Source organism: Pyramidobacter piscolens W5455, assembly GCF_000177335.1.
Lineage (GTDB): Bacteria > Synergistota > Synergistia > Synergistales > Dethiosulfovibrionaceae > Pyramidobacter > Pyramidobacter piscolens.
Genome location: NZ_ADFP01000128.1, coordinates 1 through 19,812 on the forward strand (window position 1 = coordinate 1; position 19,812 = coordinate 19,812).

General features: G+C 59.1%; 16 protein-coding genes and 1 riboswitch. Of the genes, 2 read left to right on the top strand and 14 right to left on the bottom strand.

What is annotated here, in order from left to right; translation table 11 throughout:
- The 7 genes from HMPREF7215_RS13705 to HMPREF7215_RS11075 form a co-directional block, all read right to left on the bottom strand.
- Positions 1-4,850, bottom strand: a 4,850-nt coding sequence (locus tag HMPREF7215_RS13705; protein WP_232205562.1) for a hypothetical protein, incomplete at its 3' end; no start/stop codon positions are given.
- A 544-nt stretch (positions 4,851-5,394) separates the two neighbouring features.
- Entirely contained in the window at positions 5,395-6,951 is a 1,557-nt protein-coding gene (citF, locus tag HMPREF7215_RS11050) for a citrate lyase subunit alpha (protein ID WP_009165985.1), read from the bottom strand.
- A 1-nt stretch (position 6,952) separates the two neighbouring features.
- Positions 6,953-7,864, bottom strand: coding sequence for an aldolase/citrate lyase family protein (locus HMPREF7215_RS11055; protein ID WP_009165986.1), 912 nt, complete (start codon positions 7,862-7,864; stop codon positions 6,953-6,955).
- A complete protein-coding gene (gene citD, locus HMPREF7215_RS11060; RefSeq protein WP_009165987.1) occupies positions 7,861-8,166 on the bottom strand; it encodes a citrate lyase acyl carrier protein in 306 nt (101 codons plus the stop codon). The genes HMPREF7215_RS11055 and citD overlap by 4 nt, the downstream gene beginning before the upstream one ends.
- 83 nt (positions 8,167-8,249) lie before the next feature.
- Entirely contained in the window at positions 8,250-9,761 is a 1,512-nt protein-coding gene (locus HMPREF7215_RS11065; RefSeq protein ID WP_009165988.1) for a tripartite tricarboxylate transporter permease, read from the bottom strand.
- Positions 9,762-9,773: 12 nt separating this feature from the next.
- Positions 9,774-10,316, bottom strand: a complete 543-nt coding sequence (locus tag HMPREF7215_RS11070) for a tripartite tricarboxylate transporter TctB family protein (RefSeq protein WP_009165989.1) — start codon at positions 10,314-10,316, stop codon at positions 9,774-9,776.
- A 119-nt stretch (positions 10,317-10,435) separates the two neighbouring features.
- Positions 10,436-11,428 (bottom strand): Bug family tripartite tricarboxylate transporter substrate binding protein, encoded by a 993-nt coding sequence (locus HMPREF7215_RS11075; RefSeq protein ID WP_009165990.1) that lies wholly within the window; start codon positions 11,426-11,428, stop codon positions 10,436-10,438.
- A 160-nt stretch (positions 11,429-11,588) separates the two neighbouring features.
- Here HMPREF7215_RS11075 and HMPREF7215_RS11080 point away from each other — a divergent pair, with 160 nt between their 5' ends.
- A complete protein-coding gene (locus HMPREF7215_RS11080) occupies positions 11,589-12,500 on the top strand; it encodes a LysR family transcriptional regulator (protein ID WP_009165991.1) in 912 nt (303 codons plus the stop codon).
- A 138-nt stretch (positions 12,501-12,638) separates the two neighbouring features.
- Here the strand turns inward: HMPREF7215_RS11080 and HMPREF7215_RS12565 are convergent, their stop codons facing one another.
- Positions 12,639-13,532, bottom strand: a complete 894-nt coding sequence (locus HMPREF7215_RS12565; RefSeq protein ID WP_009165992.1) for a MetQ/NlpA family ABC transporter substrate-binding protein — start codon at positions 13,530-13,532, stop codon at positions 12,639-12,641.
- Between the two features lie 59 nt (positions 13,533-13,591).
- Entirely contained in the window at positions 13,592-14,014 is a 423-nt protein-coding gene (locus tag HMPREF7215_RS13710; RefSeq protein ID WP_009165993.1) for an ABC transporter permease subunit, read from the bottom strand.
- An 83-nt stretch (positions 14,015-14,097) separates the two neighbouring features.
- Between HMPREF7215_RS13710 and HMPREF7215_RS13715 the strand changes: the two genes are divergently transcribed.
- Positions 14,098-14,265 carry a hypothetical protein gene (locus tag HMPREF7215_RS13715; protein WP_198004609.1) on the top strand — a complete coding sequence of 56 codons (168 nt, stop codon included), beginning with the start codon at positions 14,098-14,100 and terminating at the stop codon, positions 14,263-14,265.
- Positions 14,266-14,289: 24 nt separating this feature from the next.
- Here the strand turns inward: HMPREF7215_RS13715 and HMPREF7215_RS11100 are convergent, their stop codons facing one another.
- From HMPREF7215_RS11100 to HMPREF7215_RS11120, 5 genes are all read right to left on the bottom strand, one after another.
- The gene (locus HMPREF7215_RS11100; protein ID WP_009165994.1) at positions 14,290-15,390 is read right to left on the bottom strand and encodes a methionine ABC transporter ATP-binding protein; all 1,101 of its coding nucleotides are present in this window, start codon (positions 15,388-15,390) and stop codon (positions 14,290-14,292) included.
- Positions 15,391-15,484: 94 nt separating this feature from the next.
- Positions 15,485-15,576, bottom strand: a riboswitch (SAM riboswitch).
- 111 nt (positions 15,577-15,687) lie between these two features.
- Positions 15,688-16,170: a DUF2798 domain-containing protein gene (locus HMPREF7215_RS11105; protein ID WP_009165995.1), complete on the bottom strand. Its 483-nt coding sequence runs from the start codon at positions 16,168-16,170 to the stop codon at positions 15,688-15,690.
- Between the two features lie 105 nt (positions 16,171-16,275).
- Entirely contained in the window at positions 16,276-17,211 is a 936-nt protein-coding gene (locus HMPREF7215_RS11110; protein WP_198004610.1) for an SLC13 family permease, read from the bottom strand.
- A gap of 328 nt (positions 17,212-17,539) precedes the next feature.
- A complete protein-coding gene (locus HMPREF7215_RS11115) occupies positions 17,540-18,430 on the bottom strand; it encodes an acetamidase/formamidase family protein (protein WP_009165997.1) in 891 nt (296 codons plus the stop codon).
- Positions 18,431-18,444: 14 nt separating this feature from the next.
- Positions 18,445-19,659 (bottom strand): aromatic amino acid transport family protein, encoded by a 1,215-nt coding sequence (locus HMPREF7215_RS11120; protein WP_009165998.1) that lies wholly within the window; start codon positions 19,657-19,659, stop codon positions 18,445-18,447.
- Positions 19,660-19,812 lie beyond the last annotated feature (153 nt).

Sequence of the window (19,812 nt, forward strand, 5' to 3'; positions counted from 1 at the left end):
TTGTAGGTCGGCGCGGAGACCGTGCCGTCGGCGTTGATCGTGGAGCCGCCGCCGAAGTGGGTGGCGACGCTCGACGAGACGCCCCACAGCTGCGAGCCGTTGACCGCGTCGGTACTGGTCTGAGTGACGTCTCCCTTGGCGACGTTGACGATCTTGTGGCCGGTCGCGTCGAAGCCTTTGGCGGTGACTTTGCCGGCGAAGACGGGAGCGTCGACGACGCTTACTTTGATAGCGCCGGAATCGTCGCTCAGCGTGATGTTGCTGCCTTTCTTGAAGTTGAGGACGTTGTCGGTCTTGCTGACGGTCTTCACTTTCACGCCGTCGATCTGGGCGTCCCAGCTTTGCAGGGCGCTGACAGACGTCGACGCGAGCTGTTTGAGCTGTCCTTCGGTGGCGGCCTGTCCGGCTCTGCTGCCTTCGCCCCAGCCGGTGTCGAGGGCGGTGTTGGTCAGGCCGTTGATCGTTCCTTTGTCGTCTTTGTTGATGGTGAGTTTGTTTGTCGTCCCCGTGACGCCGAATTTCAGTTCGTTTTTGAGGGCGACGACGACTTTGCCGTCACCGACTTTGGTTTCGGTGTTCGTGCCGTCGCCGGCGACGTGGAGGGTCTCGCCGAGTTTCTTGGTGACTTCTCCGGTATCAGCCTTGAAGGTGAGCCCCTTGTTCACCGTGGCGCCGGTTTCGGCGATCTTGCTTTCCACGGCCTTGAGCTGGGCCACGTTCACCGCGTCGGTCTCTTCGGTACCGGCGGCCACGCCGGTAATCTGACGGGTCACGCCGCCGGCGAAATTGCCGACGGAAATCGCATTGTGCGTCGATATCCAGACCGCGCCGGTATTGTTGCCCTTCAGGTAACCGTCTTTCCCGAACGCCGTATCGGCCAGCGAAGCGCTACCGAGGGCGACGCTGTCAGCCAGCTTGGCCGTAGCTTTTTTGCCCATCGCAACGGCGTTCGCGGCGTTCAGTTCGACGACGCCGCCGGAGACGGCGAAACTGTTCTTCGCATTTGCCTTGCTGTTATATCCCATGGCGGTAGAATAATCATCGTTTGCCTGTGACCAGGCGCCGCTTGCCAAAGACCAGCCGCCTGCTGCTGTCGTACCATACCCCATTGCAGTAGAGCCGGATCCGCTGGCGATTGTATTATTTCCCATTGCCGTGGAAGTTTCTCCGGAAGCGAGCGTTTCAACCCCCATAGCAGTTGACCAATAATTAGTAGCTTTCGTATCACTGCCAAGCGCTACCGACCATGTGCCGGACGCTTCCGTGCCTTTTCCTAACGCCACGGAGTCCTGCCCGGTCGCCTTAGCCTGATCGCCGCCGGCAATGGCGTGAGCGCCGCTGGCCACGGACGCATAGCCGAACGCGGTAGCCGCTCCGCCGGTAGCGATCGTACCGCTGCCCATAGCAGTCTGCGCTGAATTCCCCGCCCCCGGCTGTCCTGCCGGAGCTCCTGCCTGTGTATTATAGCCTAATGCAACAGATTCAAGGCTGTACGCTTTCGCACCGTGCCCGATCGCCACAGTTCCCTGCTTTTCAGCCAAAGTTTCTGCACCGACAGCAACAGAACCCCAGCCTTTCGCCTGCGCGCCATTGCCTACTGCGAAAGAGAAATCTCCCGAAGCGTTGCCGCCGGTCAGAGCCGCCGCTTTCAAGCCGCTTGCTTTCGCCCCTACACCGACTGCCAGTGCGCGGTCGCCGGTAGCGCCGTCATTATTATAGTTTTCTTCGCCGCTGCCGCCCTTAGCGGAGAAGAAATGAACTTTGCTCCCCGTTATGGTCGTATTCAAAGAATCTTTTACCGCCTGCAGCTGGCGCAGGTTGACCGCGTCGGTAGCTTCCGTGGCGTCGCCGACGTTGATGATCTGGCGCAGTTTATCCGTCGTGCCCACGGAAACGGCACCGGCCGTTTTGCCGTTTAAGTCAAACTTACTGAAAACGCCTTTCATTTCTGTAGTGAAAGCTGCGCGATTGGCAACAGAACCTGCGCCCAGCGCCACGCCGCCTTCCACGGTGGCATTGGCCTTATGGCCCAGGACAACGACTTCCGCCTTATCCGTCACCATGGCCGCAGCCGCTGTGCCGGTCGGATCCGTCGCATCGCCGGATCCTAAGATAACGCTGTGATTTGCTCCGGTCAATTTCCTCCTATCGCCAAGGACAATAGCGCCGTCTGTATTTTCCGCTTCGTTGCCAGACCCGATAATGGTGGTATTATTGATTTTATTACCGGTATTGCCGAACCCATCAATCATGTTCAGCTTGCTTTCCTTGCCATCTTCACCGGTGAGTTTATTTCCCACACCAACTACTTTGGAAAGCTGGGCATAATCTGCTGTATTGGCACCGCCGATAGCAAGAACGGAGCCCCCGCTGGTCTTGACCATCTTTCCTAAAGCCGAAATCATGTCATCCGTATTTCCTGTATCCATGGCAGTCTGTAAACCGCTTGCCAGCGGAATAGCTGACGCCATATCCAAAGGCCGATAAGAGTTGGTTATCTTATTTCCTGCGCCGAAAATCAGTGCCGCATTCGTATTTTCCGTCTTATTCGCCACACCGACGATACTGTTTGCCACGCCGTCAAACTGCACGTCGGTCTTTGCGCCGACAGTATTGAACGCACCGTAAACGGATGCAGTTGCCCCCTGGAATCCGCTTTTAAATCCCTTTGTACCGTCGCCATCCACACGGGAGAATGTACCTGTCACCGCAGAAGCGGTACCATTGGCAGCCGCACCGGCACCGGCAGCCAGTGCCATACCGCCTTTGGCTCCGTCATTATTGTAATTGGAAACATGATGTCCGGCATCATTCACACTATAATAATGTGTCCTGCCCGCTTTGAGCTGGGCGACGTTGACGGCGTCGGTGTCGTTGATGCCGGCGGCGACGCCGGTGATCTGGCGGGTGACTGGCGTTCCTCCCGTGATCGTCACCGCGCCGACGGAAACGGCTGCGGCGGTGGATTTCCATACGCCGGTCGTATCGTTGGCGTGGTCTGCCCCAGGGGTGGGATCGTAGCCGACGACGCCCTTGTCGACAGAGGCTACGGAGCCGCTGCCGAGGGCCACGCCGCCTTCTACGGTCGAATTGGCGTTGTAACCAAGAACCACGACATTCTTCTTGTCCGTCACCGACAAACCGGCCGCCCCCGTACCCGGTTTGTCAGCGGAGCCAAGGACGATACTGCCGCTCGCGCCGTTCAGCTGCCGGTAGTCGCCCAGCAACAGGGCGCCGTCGGTGTCTGCTACCCCATTCCCCGAGCCGATGACGGTGACGTTATTGATATTTTGGCCGGTGTTTCCGAAACCGTCGATCATGTTCAATTTGCTTTCCTTGTCGTCCTCGCCGGTCAAAGTATTCCCTATGCCGACCAGCTTGGAATGCGTCGCGTAATCGGCGACGTTGCCGCCGCCGATGGCAAGGACCGCGCCGCCGCTGGAGGAAACATATTCGCCCAGCTTCTTTGCCAGTGCTTCCGTATTCCCGGTTTGAGCTATTTGGGCAATTTCCATCAGATTGAAATCGTTTCCATCTTTGTCTTTCAAGTCGCCGTAGGAATTTTTGATGATGTTCCCCGCGCCGAAAATGAGGGACGCATTCGCATGGTCGGTAACATTGACGGTACCGACGATGCTGTTTGCCACACCGTCATACTGCTCACCGCTTTTTGCGTTGATCGTGTTCATCGTGCCGAAAATGCTGGCAGTCGCTCCCTGCGGCTCGCTGTTCACGTTGATGGAAGACCCCAGTCCGGCAACGATCGATGCGGTTCCTTTCGCTCCATCATTATTATAGTTCGGCGCAAAACTCAACTGTCCATTTCTATCGTTGACGCTGTAATAATGAGTCTTAGCCGCTTCTACGCTGGCAGCCTGTACCGCCTTCAGCTGTGCCACATTGACCGCATCAGTGTCATTCGTACCGGCAGCGAGATTGGTGATCTGGCGGGTGAGCCCATTCGTCTTGTCGCCGATGGAAAGGGCGCCCAATTTGGATTGCCACGCCTTATCCGCGTTTATGGATTTCTTCCCGGTAGACGGGTCATACCCGGATTCGCCGCTACTGGTATCAGCTACGCTCCAGGCGCCAAGTGCCACGCCGTACTTGACACTGGCCTGAGAATCGTACCCCAAGGCCATGGACATTGCATTCTGGGCATCAGCTTTTGACCCCACGGCAATCGTCCAGTCCGCATTCGCCTTCGCCTCTGTGCCGATAGCTACGGCTTCTTCGCCTTTGACGGTTAGATTGCTCCCCACAGCGACACCTCGCTGTCCGCCGCCATCGCCCATACCGATAATAGTATTTCCATGACCGACAGACGTTCCCAGACTATTGGATACGGAACTGGTGCCTACCACGACGCTCCCGCCGTTCACCGTGTTGGTCAGGCCGACGGCCACATTCTGGTCGCTGCCGCTGGAGTTCTTGGTGTAGATCCACTTTGTCGAATCGGACGGATCTTTTTCCGCCGTATAGCCGACCAGGTTTCCGACACCGATGACCGTATTCTGTTCACCAAAGACTTTTGTCAACTTATGGTCGTAATTATTATAATCCGTGCCGAATACGGCATTATGAACGCCTTCCACCTCTACGTTCTGACCGGCGACGATGCTGTTGTTCCTTCCATTTTTGACGCCTGCCAGTGTGTTGTTGTTCCCGAGGACGGTGCTGTTGATGCCTTCCGATGTGGAAGAAATACCGACGACGATGCTGTCGGCCGCTTTGGCGCCGTCATTGGCATAGTTGCTGCCGGCTTCCGTCTTCGTAGAGTTGGCACTGTAATAATGTGCCTCCGCCGCCGTTCCCGGCACGGGGCGCAGCAGCATCAGGCCGAGCGCCACGGCCGCCAGCGCGCCGCCTTTCAGGACGGCCGACGAATTTCTTTTCGTCCCGTGCGCCTCGGGAGCGGAGCGGTGCGGACCATGCGTGTTTCCCTTTCCCATCAAAAATTTCCTCCTTCTGGAACTTCAAAAAATATCCACGGAATTGTGGGGTGAAAACGTATTTTGCAGAAACAACAAAACAAATTCATGGTAACATGTTTATCTTTATAATAAACCTGATTATTAAGTTAATTTCGGCTCGGGGGGGGGGATAAGATAATTATTTCGTATAAGATTATTTAAATTCATCGTCTCGATGAAAAATGGACGCCCGCGCGAAAGGTATCGCGAAGGCATGGAGGAATGGAAGAAGAAAGGTTTTCCGGCGCCCGGCGAAAAAAAATCTGCCGCGTCCCTCGCTCTTTCGCGAGGGACGGCGGCGAGATTTTTTTTCGGGAGTTCCAGTTTTCAGGGCTCGGGGGTGAAGTACGCAAACTTGGCGAAATGCCGCTTCGATTATGCCGCGAAAGCGGGAACAAGCCCTCGCGGGGAGCGCGGCGCGTTACGATCTTTCGTACGGCTCGATCTCGCGCACGACGTCGAGGATCGTGCCGTCGCGGGCTTCGAGGATGGCGACGACTTTGTCGTTCCACTGCAGCGGATCAGGGCGGCCGACGAGCGCGTAGGCTTTTTCCTGAAGCTCTTCGATGCTGACGTGCTTGACGCCGGCGCGGTCGAGGCAGGCGACGATGTCCTGCCGTCTGGGGTTGACGGCGACGCCGTAATCGGTGACGACGACGTCGACGCACTCGCCGGGGGTGGTGACGGTGACGACGCGTTCGCAGACGGTGGCCATGCGGCCGCGGGTCAGCGGCGTGACGATGACGGTGCACTTGGCGCCGGCGGCGGTGTCGGGATGGCCGCCGGGCGCGCCGCGCAGCACGCCGTCGGAACCGGTGATGACGTTGACGTTGAAGTCGACGTCGACCTCCAGCGCGGCGAGGATGACGAAGTCGAGCTTGTTGACGAAGGCGCCCTTGTTGGCGGGGTTGGCGTATTCGCCGGCGCTGATCTCGTAATGGCGGGGATTGGTGCGGATGTCTTCGATGGCCCCGGTGTCGAAATCTTGCGTGTCGACGACGCAGCCCACGAGCCCCTTGCGCTGCAGCTCGCAGATGGGGCCGGCGATGCCGCCGATGGCGAAGCTCATTTTGATGCCGCGCTCGCGCATAAGCGGCTCGATGAAACGGTTCACGGCCAGCGAAGGGCCGCCCGCGCCGGTCTGGAAGCTGAAGCCGTCTTTGAACCACGGCGTGGCGGCCATGACCTTGGCGGTGGCCTCGGCCATCATCAGATCGCGGGGATTTTGGGTCATGCGCGCGGCGGCGGAGGCGATCTTTTTCGGATCGCCGATCTCGTCGACTTTTACCACGTAGTCCACGTTGACGCCGTGGATCGAAGCGGGAAAGTTGGGGTAGGGCACGAGCGTGTCGGTGATGACGACGACCTTGTCGGCGTATTCCGAATCGACGACGGCGTAGGAGAGCACGCCGCAGTCGCTTTTGCCGCCGACGGCGCGGCAGTTGCCGTACTCGTCGGACGTGGGAGAACCGATAAAGGCCACGTCGATGTGCACGTCGCCCTCCTCGATGGCGCGCACGCGGCCGCCGTGGCTGCGCAGGATCGCGGGCGTCTTCAGCCTGCCGCGGGACACCACTTCGCCCATCCGCCCGCGGATGCCGCTGGTCTGAAGGCCAGTGACGACGCCGTCTTCGATGTACCGGGCCACGGGATCGTGAGCCGAGCCCAGGCTGGAGGCGGCGATGGTGATGTCTTTGAGGCCGAGGGCGACGATCTCCTGCATGACCATGTTGACGACAAAGTCGCCGTCGCGGAAGTGGTGGTGGAAGGAAACGGTCATGCCGTCCTTGAGTCCGCACGCCACGATGGCCTCGCGGATGGAGGCGACGATTTTGCTTTCCCGCGGCTTTTCGCAGATGCGCGTGCGCGGGCCCTGTTTTTTTATGTACTGGCCGTCGCGGGCGTGAGCTCCCGCGTAAGGTTTCCAGCCCTGAGCGATCAGTTCTTCGGGAATTTCCCGGCCGACTGCGTTCAGCATTTTAGAGATCCCCCTCGTAAACGCCGCTGGCCTTGGCGAGCTGGATGACGCGCTCGGCGCCGGGCACAAAGGCGATGTCGATCATTTTGCCGTTGATGGTGAACACGCCGACGCCTTTGGCGGCGTTTTCGCGATAGGCTGCGACGATGGCCTCGGCGGCGGCGATTTCCTGTGGCGTCGGCGCCAGCATCTCGTGGACGATGCGAATCTGGCGGGGGTTGATCAGCGACTTGCCGTCGAAGCCCATGTCTTTGTTCTGCTGCATTTCGGCGCGGAAGCCCGCTTCGTCGTCGAGGTCGGTGAACACGGTGTCGAAGCACTGCACGCCGGCGGCGCGGGCGGCGATCAGCATCTGGCCGCGGGCGGCGAGCATCTCGATACCGCCGGGGACCGGCTTGACCTGCATGCACTTGCGGTAGTCGCCGCCGGAAAGGGCGATGCCGAACAGGCGGGGCGAAGCGGCGCAGATTTCGTAGGCGTTGAGCACGCCCTTGGGGCTTTCGATGGCGGCCATCAGGAGCGTGCGCCCTTCTTCGACGGCGAACTCGCGCTCGGCTTCGGTCACGGCGGCGTCCACGGTTTGCACGTCGGCGGCGCTTTCGGTCTTGGCGATGCGGATGCCGTCGGCGCCTCCGGCGACGGCGACGCGAATGTCTTCCTTCCAGTGCGGCGTGTCGAGGCCGTTGATGCGCACGAGCACTTCCGTGTCGCCGTAATCGATGCTTTTCAGCGCATGGTAGAGCGAAAAGCGCGCCGCATCCTTCTGGTTCTCGGCGACCGCGTCTTCGAGGTCGAGCATGATCGAGTCGGCGCCGTAGACGTACGCGTCTTTGATCAGCCCGGGCTTCTGCGCGTTCATGAACATCATCGTGCGGCGCAGGCGGAACTTTTCCGGTTTCGGGCGGGGGATCACTTGATCTCGCCTCCCCAGGGATACGGTCCGTCGGCGTCGCGCTGACAGCCGCGATAATAGGCGCACTCGACGCGCGCCGTGATGGTGCAGTCCAGCGCGCCGTGGTCGTTGACGGTGACGGCGGCGTTTTTCACGCCGAGGCGCGCCAGCGTGGCGAGCACGGTCTCTTTGATCTGGCGCCCGTACTGGTTGACGACGGTGCTTTCAAGGTTCAGGCTGATGCCCGACGGCGCCGGCTCGAGCGTGACCATCACGTCGCTGGACTCGAGCGTGCCGGCCACGCCGGTGGTTTTCAGTTCCATGGCTTTGACCTCCTGACAGGATTTCTACGATAATTCCAAGGAGAAAGCGCGGCCGGGGAAGCGCCGCGCTTGATCGGACAAAATCAGGCGTGCGCCGACGGTTTCTTTTTCCCGAAGAAGGAGGCGACGATGGGGTAGACCAGCAGGGCGACGCTGAGCACCATCAGGGAGCCGGCGATGGGGCGCGAAAACATGCCCACCAGGTCGGCGCGCGAGATCGTGTAGGCGCGGCTGAAATTGCTCTCGCAGATCTCGCCCAGCACCAGGCCGAGGATCATGGCGGCGCTGTTGAAGTGGCAGACGGCGAAGATCAGTCCGGCGATGCCGGCGACGGCCATGATCTTCACGTCGGCGATGCTCATGTTGGTGGCGTAGGAGCCGATGATGGCCAGCATGACGATGATCGGGCCGAGATAGCTGTAGGGGATGGCGAGAATCTTCGCGAAAACCTTGGCGATGCCCATGGCGACGACGACCATGAGAATATTGGTGACGAGCATGGAGGCGAACGTGGCGCTCAGGTACTGGGGCTGGTTGGTGAGCAGCAGCGGCCCGAGCTGCACGCCCTTGAGCACCAGCGCGCTCATCATCACGGCCGCGGCGTTGCCGCCGGGGATGCCGAGCGAGAGCAGGGGCACCATGGCGCCGCCGGTGGCGGCGTTGTTGGCCGATTCGGATGCGGCGATGCCGTCAATGATGCCGGTGCCGAACTTCTCGGGATGCTTGGAGAGCTTCGTTTCCGTGGAGTAGCACAGGAACGAGGCGATCGTCGCGCCGGCGCCGGGAAGAATGCCGATGATCGTGCCGATGATGGAACAGCGAAGCACGACCCACTTGATCTTGAGCCACTCGGCCAGCGAGGGCATCTTCGTGTCCACATGACCGCCGCCGACGCCCTGCTTGGCGTCGAGCCGATCGCTTTTGCGCGTCTGCTTGAGCACTTCGGTGACGGCGAAAATGCCGATCAGCACGGGGATCATTTCCAGACCGGCCAGCAGCTCTTTGGAGCCGAAGGTCATGCGCTGCACGGCGTACATCTTGTCCTGGCCGACGCAGGCCAGCAGCAGACCGATCAGGCCGGAGATGATCGTGCGCAGGATGTTGGACGAATCGAGGCAGGCGAGGATCGACAGCCCCATGAACGTGATCGCGAACAGATCGGAAGGACCGAAAGACAGCGCCGCCTGCGTCAGCTGCGGCGAAAGCAGCAACATGCAGAACGCCGAGACCAGGCCGCCGATCGCCGAAGCGCCGAGGGCCACGCCCAGCGCCTTGCCGGCTTCGCCGCGCTGCGCCATCGGATAGCCGTCGAACGTCGTCGGCGCGCTGGAGGGCACGCCGGGGATCTTGAACAGGATCGCCGTGATCGAGCCGCCGGTGATGGCCGAGCAGTAAATGGCCACGAGGAAGACGATGGCCGGCACGGGTTCCATGCTGTACGTAAACGGCAGCCCGAGCGCCACGGCCATCGTGGAGCTGACGCCGGGCAGGGCGCCGAAAATCGTCCCCATCACGATGGCCATGACCACCATGAAGAACACATAAGGCTCCATGAGGACGCTGAAACCGCTCTGTAACAGTGCAAAAGTCGACATTCCGCTTCACCCCTAGATAAGAGATTGAGCCTGGGACACCAGGGACTCCAGCCAGAGCGCGAAGTTGCGCGCCTGAGGGATGGTGCCGCGGGGCAGATTGACCGACAGCAGGACGCTGAAGACCACGTAGAGGAGCAGCGTGATCAGTGCCGAGAAGACGAGCAGGCGCGCGATCTTCCGTTCGCCCAGCAGCACGCCGTAAAAGAACAGCATCAGAAAGCACGTGCCCATAAAGCCGAGCGGTTCGAGCACAAAGCAGGCCGCCACGACGATGACGATGCCGAGAAACAGGCGGCTGGCGAAAAATCCGCCGATGGAGGCGAAAAAGGCGCCCAGCGAAAATTCCGCCTTGCCCCTGTTCTTCGTGACAATGCGAATGATGTTGATGGCTACGCAGATCAGAAGCAGAATGATGATGACGCTTGGCCACACGTCGGGCTTGAGGGCGTAGGGATTGCGCAGGACCTTGGCGGGAACGGGCGCCTCCAGCACGTGGAACGCGTACGTATAGGCCAGGCCGAGCCACAGCAGAACGTTGAGAATCAGTTCGAACACTGATCCGCACCACCTTTCAGGGATTCAGGGAGCTTGTGCTACAATAAACGTTGGGACCGCAAAGAAAAAAAGGGGAGCGGTAAAGCCCCCCTCTTTGTGATCGAGGCGTGCAGGATGAACTACTTGGCGTAGTAATCTTTCTTCAAAACTTCTTCGGCTTTCAGATATTCGGTGAAGGTCTTGTACTCGCTCTCGAACAGCTCGGCGAACTCCTTGGGCCCCGCGAAGCCGGGACGCTCGTCGTATGCGCCGGCCACGAGGAAATCCTGCCATTCTTTGGTCTGAACGGCTTTCTCAATGGCGGCGACCAGCGCGTCGAGCGCGGGCTGAGGCGTGCCGGCCTTGGCGAAAATGCCGCGCCACGTGCCGATGAAGGAATCGATGCCCAGCTCGCCCGTGCATTCCATGTCGGGGTAGAGCTTCATGCGCTTCTCGCAGATGGCGCACAGCGGCACGATGTCGCCCGCCTGGATCAGGCCGGCGATCTCGTCGGTGCCGGTGATCATCATGTCGATGTGGCCGCCCACCAGCGCGGAGTTCATCTCGGAACCGCCGGAGTAGGGCACCTCGTTGACGTCAAGACCGGCCAACGTCTGGCGCAGCGAAGCGCCGTCGGCGCCCGTGGCGGTGAGCATGCCCACGTTGATCTCGAACGGATGTTCCTTGGCGTACTTGATCATCTCGGAAAAGCTGTGATAGCCCTTCTGATCCATGGCTTTCTTGGAGCCGGCGATGATGTTGATCGAGTGGACCAGTTTGGCGACGGGAATGAACTCGGAGCGGAAGTTCATCGAGGTGGCTCCCTGCAGGTCCTGCATGATCAGGCTCTGCGTGCCCAGCATGAAGGTGTAGCCGTCGGCGGGCTGTTTGTAGGTGTATTCCACGCCGTTAACGCCCGAACCGCCGGAAACGTTGACGACCTCGACCTCGACGCCGAGGATGTCCTTGAGCAGCTTGGCCATGGGGCGGATCGTGCTGTCGGCGCCGCCGCCCACGCCCCAGGGGCAAACCACGTCGATCTTGCGGGTGAACTTCCACTCTTCGGCCCCCGCGGAAACGGCCGCGACGCCGAGCAGAGACATGGCCAACAGCGCGTACACGAACTTTTTCACTTGCAATTCCTCCTCTATATACGAGATTGAGTTGATGAAGCTGGTTTTATTATTCAACTTTTTGGGGGAAAATGCCAATACTAAAAGTTTTATGCGCCCATAAGTTCACAATTATGGTCAAAGATATTTATACAGTATACATTTTAAGGAGGCGGCACGATTGAATCTGAAACACGCTTCTTATATCATGACGATTCTGGAGGAGGGAAGCATCACCGCGGCCGCAAAAAAACTCCTCATCTCCCAACCCTCGCTGTCGCAAACCGTCAAAGCCGTGGAAGACGAACTGGGGCTGCCGATCTTCGACCGCCGCGCCAAACGGCTGACGCTGACTTACGCCGGCCAACGCTACGTCGAAAGCATGCGCGAGATCATGACGGCCGAGCGGAATTTCCTCAGCGAGATCGCCGAAATGAAAAACGATCACCGCGCCACGCTGCGCATCGGCATTTCGGCGCAGCGCAGTATTTCCCTGCTGCCGCAGATCCTGCCCGCTTTTCTCGCCCGCTATCCGCTCGTCACCGTCGAGCTGAAGGAGCTGCCCTCCGTCCGACTCGAGGAACTGCTCAGCAAGGGCGGCTGCGACGTGGCCTTCATCACCACCGCGTCGAAGCAGAACGACTTGGAATACCGCCTGCTGGAAAACGAACAGATCGTCCTCATGGCCTCCAAGCAGACGGCCATTTCCCGCCGCATCGGCCAGGGGACCGAAATCGAACTGAGCGAAGCGCGGGAGGAAAACTTCGTCAACCTCACCTCGGGGCACAGCGTGCGCACCATCCAGAACCACCTCGCCCAGCTGTGCCAGTTCGAGCCGCGCGTGCTTCTCGAACTGTTCAACATGGAAGCCGCCAAATTGGTCACCGCCCAGCTCAACGCCGTCATGGTCTGTCCTTACGGCTACATTCAGGGAGACACGCGCGTGGAGACGCTGACCAAATGCTATCCGTTGCGCTGTCACGGCTTCGAGCGGCATTTTTATTTCTGCTATCCCAAAAAACTGCGTCTCTGCAGCTATATGCGCGACCTTTTCGACATCGCCCGCGGCAAGTGCCAGTATCATACGATGTAGTCCGCGTCAGTTGAAAACGCGCGTCGAAGACAAAAAACCTTTCGGACGGAACGTTCCGTCCGAAAGGTTTTTTTGTGGCTGCGTTTGTCTTCCAGCGCGCGGCGGCGAGAGGCTTGGCGAAATTTTTCGCGTGGGGGGTCACTTTTTGCCGGCCAGCGCCTTGAGCTCGTCGAGGGTCTTCGCCTTGCGCGAATAGAGCGACAGGGGCGCGATCAGCGTGTCGCCGATGGCTTCGATCGCGTAGCCCTGCGAGGAGATTTCCTTGTTCAGATAGGCTTTGTGCTGGAAGGCGTTGAGGTCGATCTCGCCGCTGTTCAGGGCCTCGTTGGGCAGATTGTAGGCGTCGAATTCGACCAGCTCGATGAAGATCTTCTCGCCGTTCTCGTCGAGGATTTTCTGCACGGCGTTCCACTGTCCGTTGGAAGAGCCGCATACGCCGACTTTGACGACGGTCTTGCCGGCGCGGTCGGACCGGTAGTCATCGATGGACGCGGGAAAATCCGAGGCGGGCGTGAAATCCTTGTTGTAAGCGAAAGCGGGGAAGAAGGCTTCCTTGTACTTGACCAGCAGGTACTCGGCCACGAGCTGGCTATGGTAGGCGTCGACGACCTTTCGATAGGTCTCGTTCCCTTTGTCGGCCGAGCGGGCCACGATCACGTTGACGAAAGGATTTTCGCCGTCCTCTCCCTGTCGTTCGATGATCAGCGCGTCGCGCGAAGGCACAAGCCCCACGGGGATCGCGTAGGTGCCGTTGATGGCGCTGGCGCCGAAATCGTCGAGCGTGGAGGGCAGCGTGTTGGCCATGGTGGGCACGATTTCCACGTCATATACGGAACCGGTCACGTCTTTGAGCTCGGGGGAAAATCCGGCCGCGGGGTCGACGGTGATCAGCCCGGCCGTCTCCAGCAATTTGATGGCGCGAGCGCCGTTGGTGGCGTCGTCGGGGATGCCGATCCGCACGGCGGCGGGGGCGGACGAAGCGGCCAAAACCGCGGCCGCGGTGCAGGCGAAAACTTTCAGCGATTTCTTCATGATAAATTCCTCCGTAAATAAATTAAAAACATCTTGTATCGGCGGAAAATCCGCCGCTGTTACCTTCTGACACGAAGCCCGGGACGGAAAAGCCGCCGGTTGGTGGTTCGCCGCGCCATCATGCTGCCCAGCGCCTGAAGAAGCGAAACGGCGACGAGCAGCGCCGCTACGCAGACGTTGACGATATCCTGATGATGGAGGTTCTGCCCGTAGTTGATGGCAAAGCCGCCGATGCCGCCCGCGCCCACCGCTCCGGCCATGGAGGTGAGGCCGATCAGGCTGATGGCCGTGATCGTGACGACGCGGATCAGCTCGGGCACGGCCTCGGGCAGGCAGACGCGGAAGACGATGCCCGCCGTGCCGCTGCCCATGCTGCGCGCCGCCTCGATCTTGCCGGGGTCCACGCCGACCAGCACCGTCTCCACCTGCCGCGCGAAGAAGGGGACGGCGCCGAAAACCAGCGGCACGACGGCCCCCTTCACGCCGATCGCCGTCCCGACCAGCGCGCGTGAAGGGAATCAGGAAGATCAGCAGGATCACGAAAGGAATCGAACGGAAGATATTAATGAAAGTGTCGACGACGCGGAACAGCGCCGCGTTCGGACGGATGCCGCCCTTTCTCGTCACCGTCAGCAGGATGCCGAAGAAAAATCCGCACAGCAGCGTGAACGCGCCGGCGATCAAAAACATCTGCGCGGTCGCTTCGACGCTGGCCAGGAACTTGACGCGATAAGCCCAGACGTTGGGCGCCCAGCTTTTAAGAAACGCGGGCATTTTCGATCACCTCCACCCTGACGGAGCGCGAGCGCAAATAGGCCAGCGCGGCGTCGATGTTCTCCGGTTCGCCCTGCGCCATCACGACCGTGTAGCCCAGCGGACGCCCCTGCAGCAGGTCCACGTTGGCCAGCACCAAATTGAGGTCGACGCAGAACCGCCGCGACGTTTCCGAGATCAGCGCGTCGCCCACGCAGTCGCCGGTGAAGACCAGATTGACGAGCTGCCGCCGTTCGTCCGTCCGCACCAGCGGCGAGCCGCCGGCGATCAACTTGCCGAAGCTGCCCAGCCCCGACGTGGCCGCCACGAAGCGGCGCGTGACGACTTCCGCCGGCGACGAGAAAACGTCGTACACGGGACCTTCCTCGACGACGCGCCCGCTCTCCATGACCGCCACCTTTTGGCAAATGGACTTGATCACCGCCATCTCGTGGGTGATGAGGATGATCGTGACGCCCAGGCGGCGGTTCAGGTTTTTGAGCAGCGTCAGGATCGACTCGGTAACGTCGGGATCGAGGGCGCTGGTAGCCTCGTCGGAGAGGAGGATCGGGGGATTGTTTGCCAGCGCGCGGGCAATGGCGACGCGCTGTTTCTGGCCGCCGGAAAGCTGCGAAGGATAAGCGTCCGCCTTGTCGCGCAGCTCCACCAACTCCAGCAGTTCCAGCACGCGGCGTTCGATTCCGTCCTTTTTCATGCCGCAATACCTGAGCGGGTAGGCCACGTTCTCGAAAACGGTGCTGCGGTCCAATAGATTGAAGTGCTGAAAGATCATGCCGATGCCGCGGCGCAGCCGGCGCAGGTCAGTCTCTCTCATCGGGGGGGACGCGGCCCCTCCTTCGGGCGTGAAGAGCAGCCTGCCGCCACGGGCCTCGACTGTTCCAAAACCGCCGACGGCAAGCCGCCCTTCGTCGGGCGTCTCGAGCAGATTGACGCAGCGCACCAGTGTGGACTTGCCCGCGCCGGAATAGCCGATGACGCCGTAAATCTCCCCGTCGCCGACGGCCAGATCGACGCCGTCCAGCGCCGCGACCGCGCCGCCGTCGGCGGCCGGATAGCTTTTTTTGATGCCGCTCAGTTGAATCATCGCTCTCTTCCTCCCCCGCGCGTTTTATCGAGACGACGAAAAAGCCGCCCTGTCGTGCGACAAGGCGGCTTCAAAAGACCGTTCCGAGGCTTTCCCCTCATCGCTGTCAGCCGGACCACCTTTCCCGTGCGGGCAGGTTGGTGCAGGATCGTCGAGCTGACTCTCTCCCCTGACTCTTGATAAAAGTTGCGCTGTTTGATTGGCGGGTATCTTGGCACAGATTGGGCGTCGACGCAAGAGTTTTTCGAAAAGCTGTCGTTGTGCGGTGATAAAGCCGGCGGCATCTTGAGACGCGCGCTATGCGGCCGGAGCGCCCGCGGGCCAGAAGCGCTTCTGCAAAGAAGCGAACGTCGCCCGCACGGCAGGGCCGGCGACCAGAAGCTGCCACGCCAGCGCCATGGGATAATTGACCCGCAGCATTCCTCCCCAGACCGACGCCCATTCGGCCGGCAGTCCGCGCTGCAAGAGCATGGCCATAAAGCTCATGTAAGGGCACATCAGACTGACCATGCACAGCGCCACGACGACCGGAAGCAGTGTCGGAGAGCAGCTTGTCCGTCGCACGATCCGAAAAGCGATCGCGTGGGCCGCAGGCGAAATCAGCGGAAACTCCACTGCCAGCGCGAGAGCGCAGAGTTCGAGCACCGTCGCGCCCGTCCGCGCCGACACTCCTGTCAGTCCCTGCGGCGACAGCCAGAGATTGTACAGCACCATCCACGTCACCATGACGGGCACCATCATCAGCGTAAAGATCAGTTCCTGCAGTTTCGTTTTCGGCATCGAATTCCATTCCTTTCGGGCGAAGCGCGGCTCCGCGCAAAATAAAACGAGCCGCTGAAGCAACCGGACTTACGTCGGCACTCCAACGGCTCATTGCAGACAGCATTATAGCACCGAAAAGGGTTCCCCGCCAGCGCGGAACAAAAACCGCCGCAGCAAAAATTCCCAAAGAAACAGGAATCCCGTTACGAAAAAATATTGTAGAGCCCCGTAATCGAGATGAGAGATAAGATAATCGCCATGCAGATGGACCGGAATGAACAACACTACAAATGTTTTGTTTTCATCGATCACTCCTTTGGATTTCTCGTCTCCGACAACGGTAGACAAGATCACGCCGCCAACGGAAGACGCGGGACTGAAACACGCGCTGGAAGAACCGATCAGTATAGAACTGAGGAGCCCGATGGCCGTGACGTTGCCGCCGATTTCTGCGGCCAGCTTGGAGACTGCCGGCGTCAGCGTCGGCACGACAACGCCCAGGGTCGATGAGAACCACGACATGACGCTTGCCGTCATACAGGAAACCCCGCCCGCCGTGACAGGAGAGGTCAGTGCGGCAATCGCGCCTGTCAGAATATCGATTCCGCCCGATATGATGACAATATTCATCAACATGCCGACGCCGGCAACCATCATGATGATATTCCAGGGAATCGTCTTGAACGCGGATTTTTCGTCGATCACGCCGATCAGTATCAAAACGACGGCGCCGACAATGCCCATGAATCCGGAATCCTTTTTGAGGACGATGACGCACAAGACAACCAGAACGAAGACGACAAGGGCGACAACCTGTTTCCTTGTGAGCTTTTCCGTCTCCAGACGAACAGCGCCGCCTTTCTTTGCCTTGTGGCCTTTAAAATAAACGAGCGCAAGGATGGAGATAATCGCCATAGCCATCGTCATGTGCGCAGTCAAGACGAAGAGCCCGCCTTCGATTCCTTGCTTCGCAAGCAAGTTCAGCACAATATTCCCGTCTGGAGAAATCCGCGTATAGCGACCGCACTGTGCGCCGGCGTTGGAGATAATCATCAGCATTTTCAACGATACCTTTTCATTGAAAATCAGTATCATACTATTTCTTGATAAAAAGCATTAACATAGTTTGCCGGGCGCTGCGAGAGAGTTCAGTCGCTCAGAACTGTCTCGAATGCTGCGCAGCTCGCTGTGTGAATCTCCCTCGCAATGCCTCTGAGTTCGGCATTTTTATTGAGAAATAGTATAAGCGCAGCAAAGTTGGGAATCGGCGTCAGAATCTCGCGAAAAACACAGCCCGCGGGCAGCTCTGGAATTTTCTCCGAAGACGCCCGCGGGCTGCGTGTTGTCTTAAAAAGTCTGTTTCAGTTCCTTTATGTTCGGCGAAAAACTAGATTCCGCCCAGTTTCAGGAGCGCCTTGGGGGCGCGCACGCGGAACGTGTGCAAATCGTTGACTACCTGGCTGACCTGAATGTCACAGGTGGCGCTGAGAAGGCGGTACGCGTCCTGAAATCCCAGTCCAGTTTTTCTCATCAGATAATTGACCATGTCTTCAACGGCGGTATGCACGCCATCTTTGAACTCTTTTGCGGAAGCGATCGTGTACATGCCGTCTTTTGTCTCCACCATAGGACGTTCGAGGCGCGTTCCTTTGACCACGGTCGTTTTCATCAGGATTTTGCCGGCCGTTTCGATGCCGGTGCCGCTGAGTTCTCCGTCGCCCATGCAGGCGTGCAAGTCGCCGACGGCCAGCAATGCCCCTTTGACGGCCACAGGCAGATAAACTTTGGAACCGACGGTGATGACTTTCGTGTCCATGTTGGAACCATGATCGCCGGGCACGGCACAATGAATGTCGCCGCTGCGGGGCGCCACGCCGATCACGCCCACCATCGGCGTCAGCGGCAGGATGATATCCTTGCTGAAGTGGGCATAGCCGTCCTTGATCGGAATGATTTTCGTATTGGCTTTTTCCGTCTTCTCGCCAAGCACTCCCAGTCCCGGCGACGTGACCATTACGCCCTGCGGCGCAAAATCAATGCCAAGGATCTCGACGCACAGCACATCGTCCGGCTCGGCACCGTTAACGTAAATCGGACCGACCGAACAGTCCATGATGGAGATGTCGATGTCGGGGCGCAACACGCTGGAATCTTTGATCTGCCCACTGTAGCAGTCGTCGGTTTCGACGGTGAAAACTTCGCCGTCATCGACAAAATACGCAACTTTGTTGTCCTGATTAAAAGAGAAAATAACTTTGTCTTTTCCTAAAACTTGCATTCAGCACACCCGCTTTACCAAGCGCTCGGAAGAATGCCCATGAGGTCGAAAATTGCGTAGACAGCCGCACCGCAGAAGAGGACGATAAGCAGGGCCTGAACCCAGCCGGCACTGTACCAGCCGCACTTCCAATGTGGTTCGATGTCGCTGCTTTTGCGCGAGTTATTCAGCATCATCACGGGCAGGATGGACATGATCACGCCGCCGAATGTTCCGGCCAGATAAATTGCGTCGACGAAGCCAACCATGCCGCTGTAGGCCAGCAGAAAGGGAGGCACGCAGACGCAGATCACCGAAACGAGCCGGGTCATGAAATCGGTCTCGGATTTGAAATGGAACATGTCGACGATGTTCGTCAGGAAGCTGCCGCCGACGGCCCAGTAAGAAGTCATCATAGCGCACAGGGCGAAGATGTTGGCGATGAAGAAAGCCCACTGACCAAGGGCTTCACCCCAAGCAATCGTGGCGACCTGCGTGACTTTTTCGGGGCCGGTCAGAGAGATGACAGCCAGAGGCACAAGAGCCAACAGCACGGCGGTGAGAAACATGCCCGTGGTGATGGCCTTGGGCAGTTTCCGAGGATCATGGCGCAAGCCGCGAGCCATTTCGGGCACAGCATACTGAGCGATGTAACAGAAAATCGCGACGTTAAATACAGGCACGGCGTACGTCCAATTGGCGTAGAGAGCGCTGTTCACATTCGCCTTGTCGGAGAGAAACGAAGCCACGATAATCACGCCGACCATGACCATCATGCCAGTGCTGATGATTTTTTCGGCGACTCCGGTGGCCTTCAGACCCAGCCAGACGACGATGACGGCAGGAATAGCAAACAGCAGACTGCCCATTTGATTGGGAATGCCGAATATTTTAGCAAGAATATTGCCGCTACCGGTCATGTAGGCAATCATGCAACCGATCGAGTTGGCCGCCACAGAGATAAAGATGAGCACGGCTCCCAGTTTGCCGACATAACGCTCAGCCAGTCCGGGGAGTTGTAGAGGTTTTTCCGTGCGCAATGTCGTCTCGGCGACGTACAGCATTGAGAATGTCGTGAAAATGCCGGCTATAATCAGCCATAGCAACAGAATCGGCCAGCCGGCCTTACGGCTCGAATAGGCCAGCCCGAGAATGCCGGAGCCGATATTCGCGCCGACGACGATCATCGTCGCTTCCCAGAACGTCAGCTTGTGAACTTTCAACGCGGAACTCTGTTCGTGAGTGCTCATCCATATTTCCTCCTTGAAAAGCATAATCTATCTTTAATGACAGTATTTTTATAAAAGATAATATCATGATATAAGTCAGTATATCATGGAATGTCGAAGTGTCAAAATAACCGCAGCAGGAATTGGCAGGAAACACCACATGTCGTCCGAGGC

Excerpts from the sequence above, each read along its gene's own strand:
- HMPREF7215_RS11110 (WP_198004610.1), bottom strand. The coding sequence starts at position 17,211 with ATGCTGATGATTATCTCCAACGCCGGCGCACAGTGCGGTCGCTATACG.
- HMPREF7215_RS11065 (WP_009165988.1), bottom strand. The coding sequence starts at position 9,761 with ATGTCGACTTTTGCACTGTTACAGAGCGGTTTCAGCGTCCTCATGGAG.
- HMPREF7215_RS12565 (WP_009165992.1), bottom strand. The coding sequence starts at position 13,532 with ATGAAGAAATCGCTGAAAGTTTTCGCCTGCACCGCGGCCGCGGTTTTG.
- HMPREF7215_RS11100 (WP_009165994.1), bottom strand. The coding sequence starts at position 15,390 with ATGATTCAACTGAGCGGCATCAAAAAAAGCTATCCGGCCGCCGACGGC.
- citF (WP_009165985.1), bottom strand. The coding sequence starts at position 6,951 with ATGCTGAACGCAGTCGGCCGGGAAATTCCCGAAGAACTGATCGCTCAG.
- HMPREF7215_RS13715 (WP_198004609.1), top strand. The coding sequence starts at position 14,098 with ATGAAAGTGTCGACGACGCGGAACAGCGCCGCGTTCGGACGGATGCCG.
- HMPREF7215_RS11115 (WP_009165997.1), bottom strand. The coding sequence starts at position 18,430 with ATGCAAGTTTTAGGAAAAGACAAAGTTATTTTCTCTTTTAATCAGGAC.
- HMPREF7215_RS11105 (WP_009165995.1), bottom strand. The coding sequence starts at position 16,170 with ATGCCGAAAACGAAACTGCAGGAACTGATCTTTACGCTGATGATGGTG.
- citD (WP_009165987.1), bottom strand. The coding sequence starts at position 8,166 with ATGGAACTGAAAACCACCGGCGTGGCCGGCACGCTCGAGTCCAGCGAC.
- HMPREF7215_RS11120 (WP_009165998.1), bottom strand. The coding sequence starts at position 19,659 with ATGAGCACTCACGAACAGAGTTCCGCGTTGAAAGTTCACAAGCTGACG.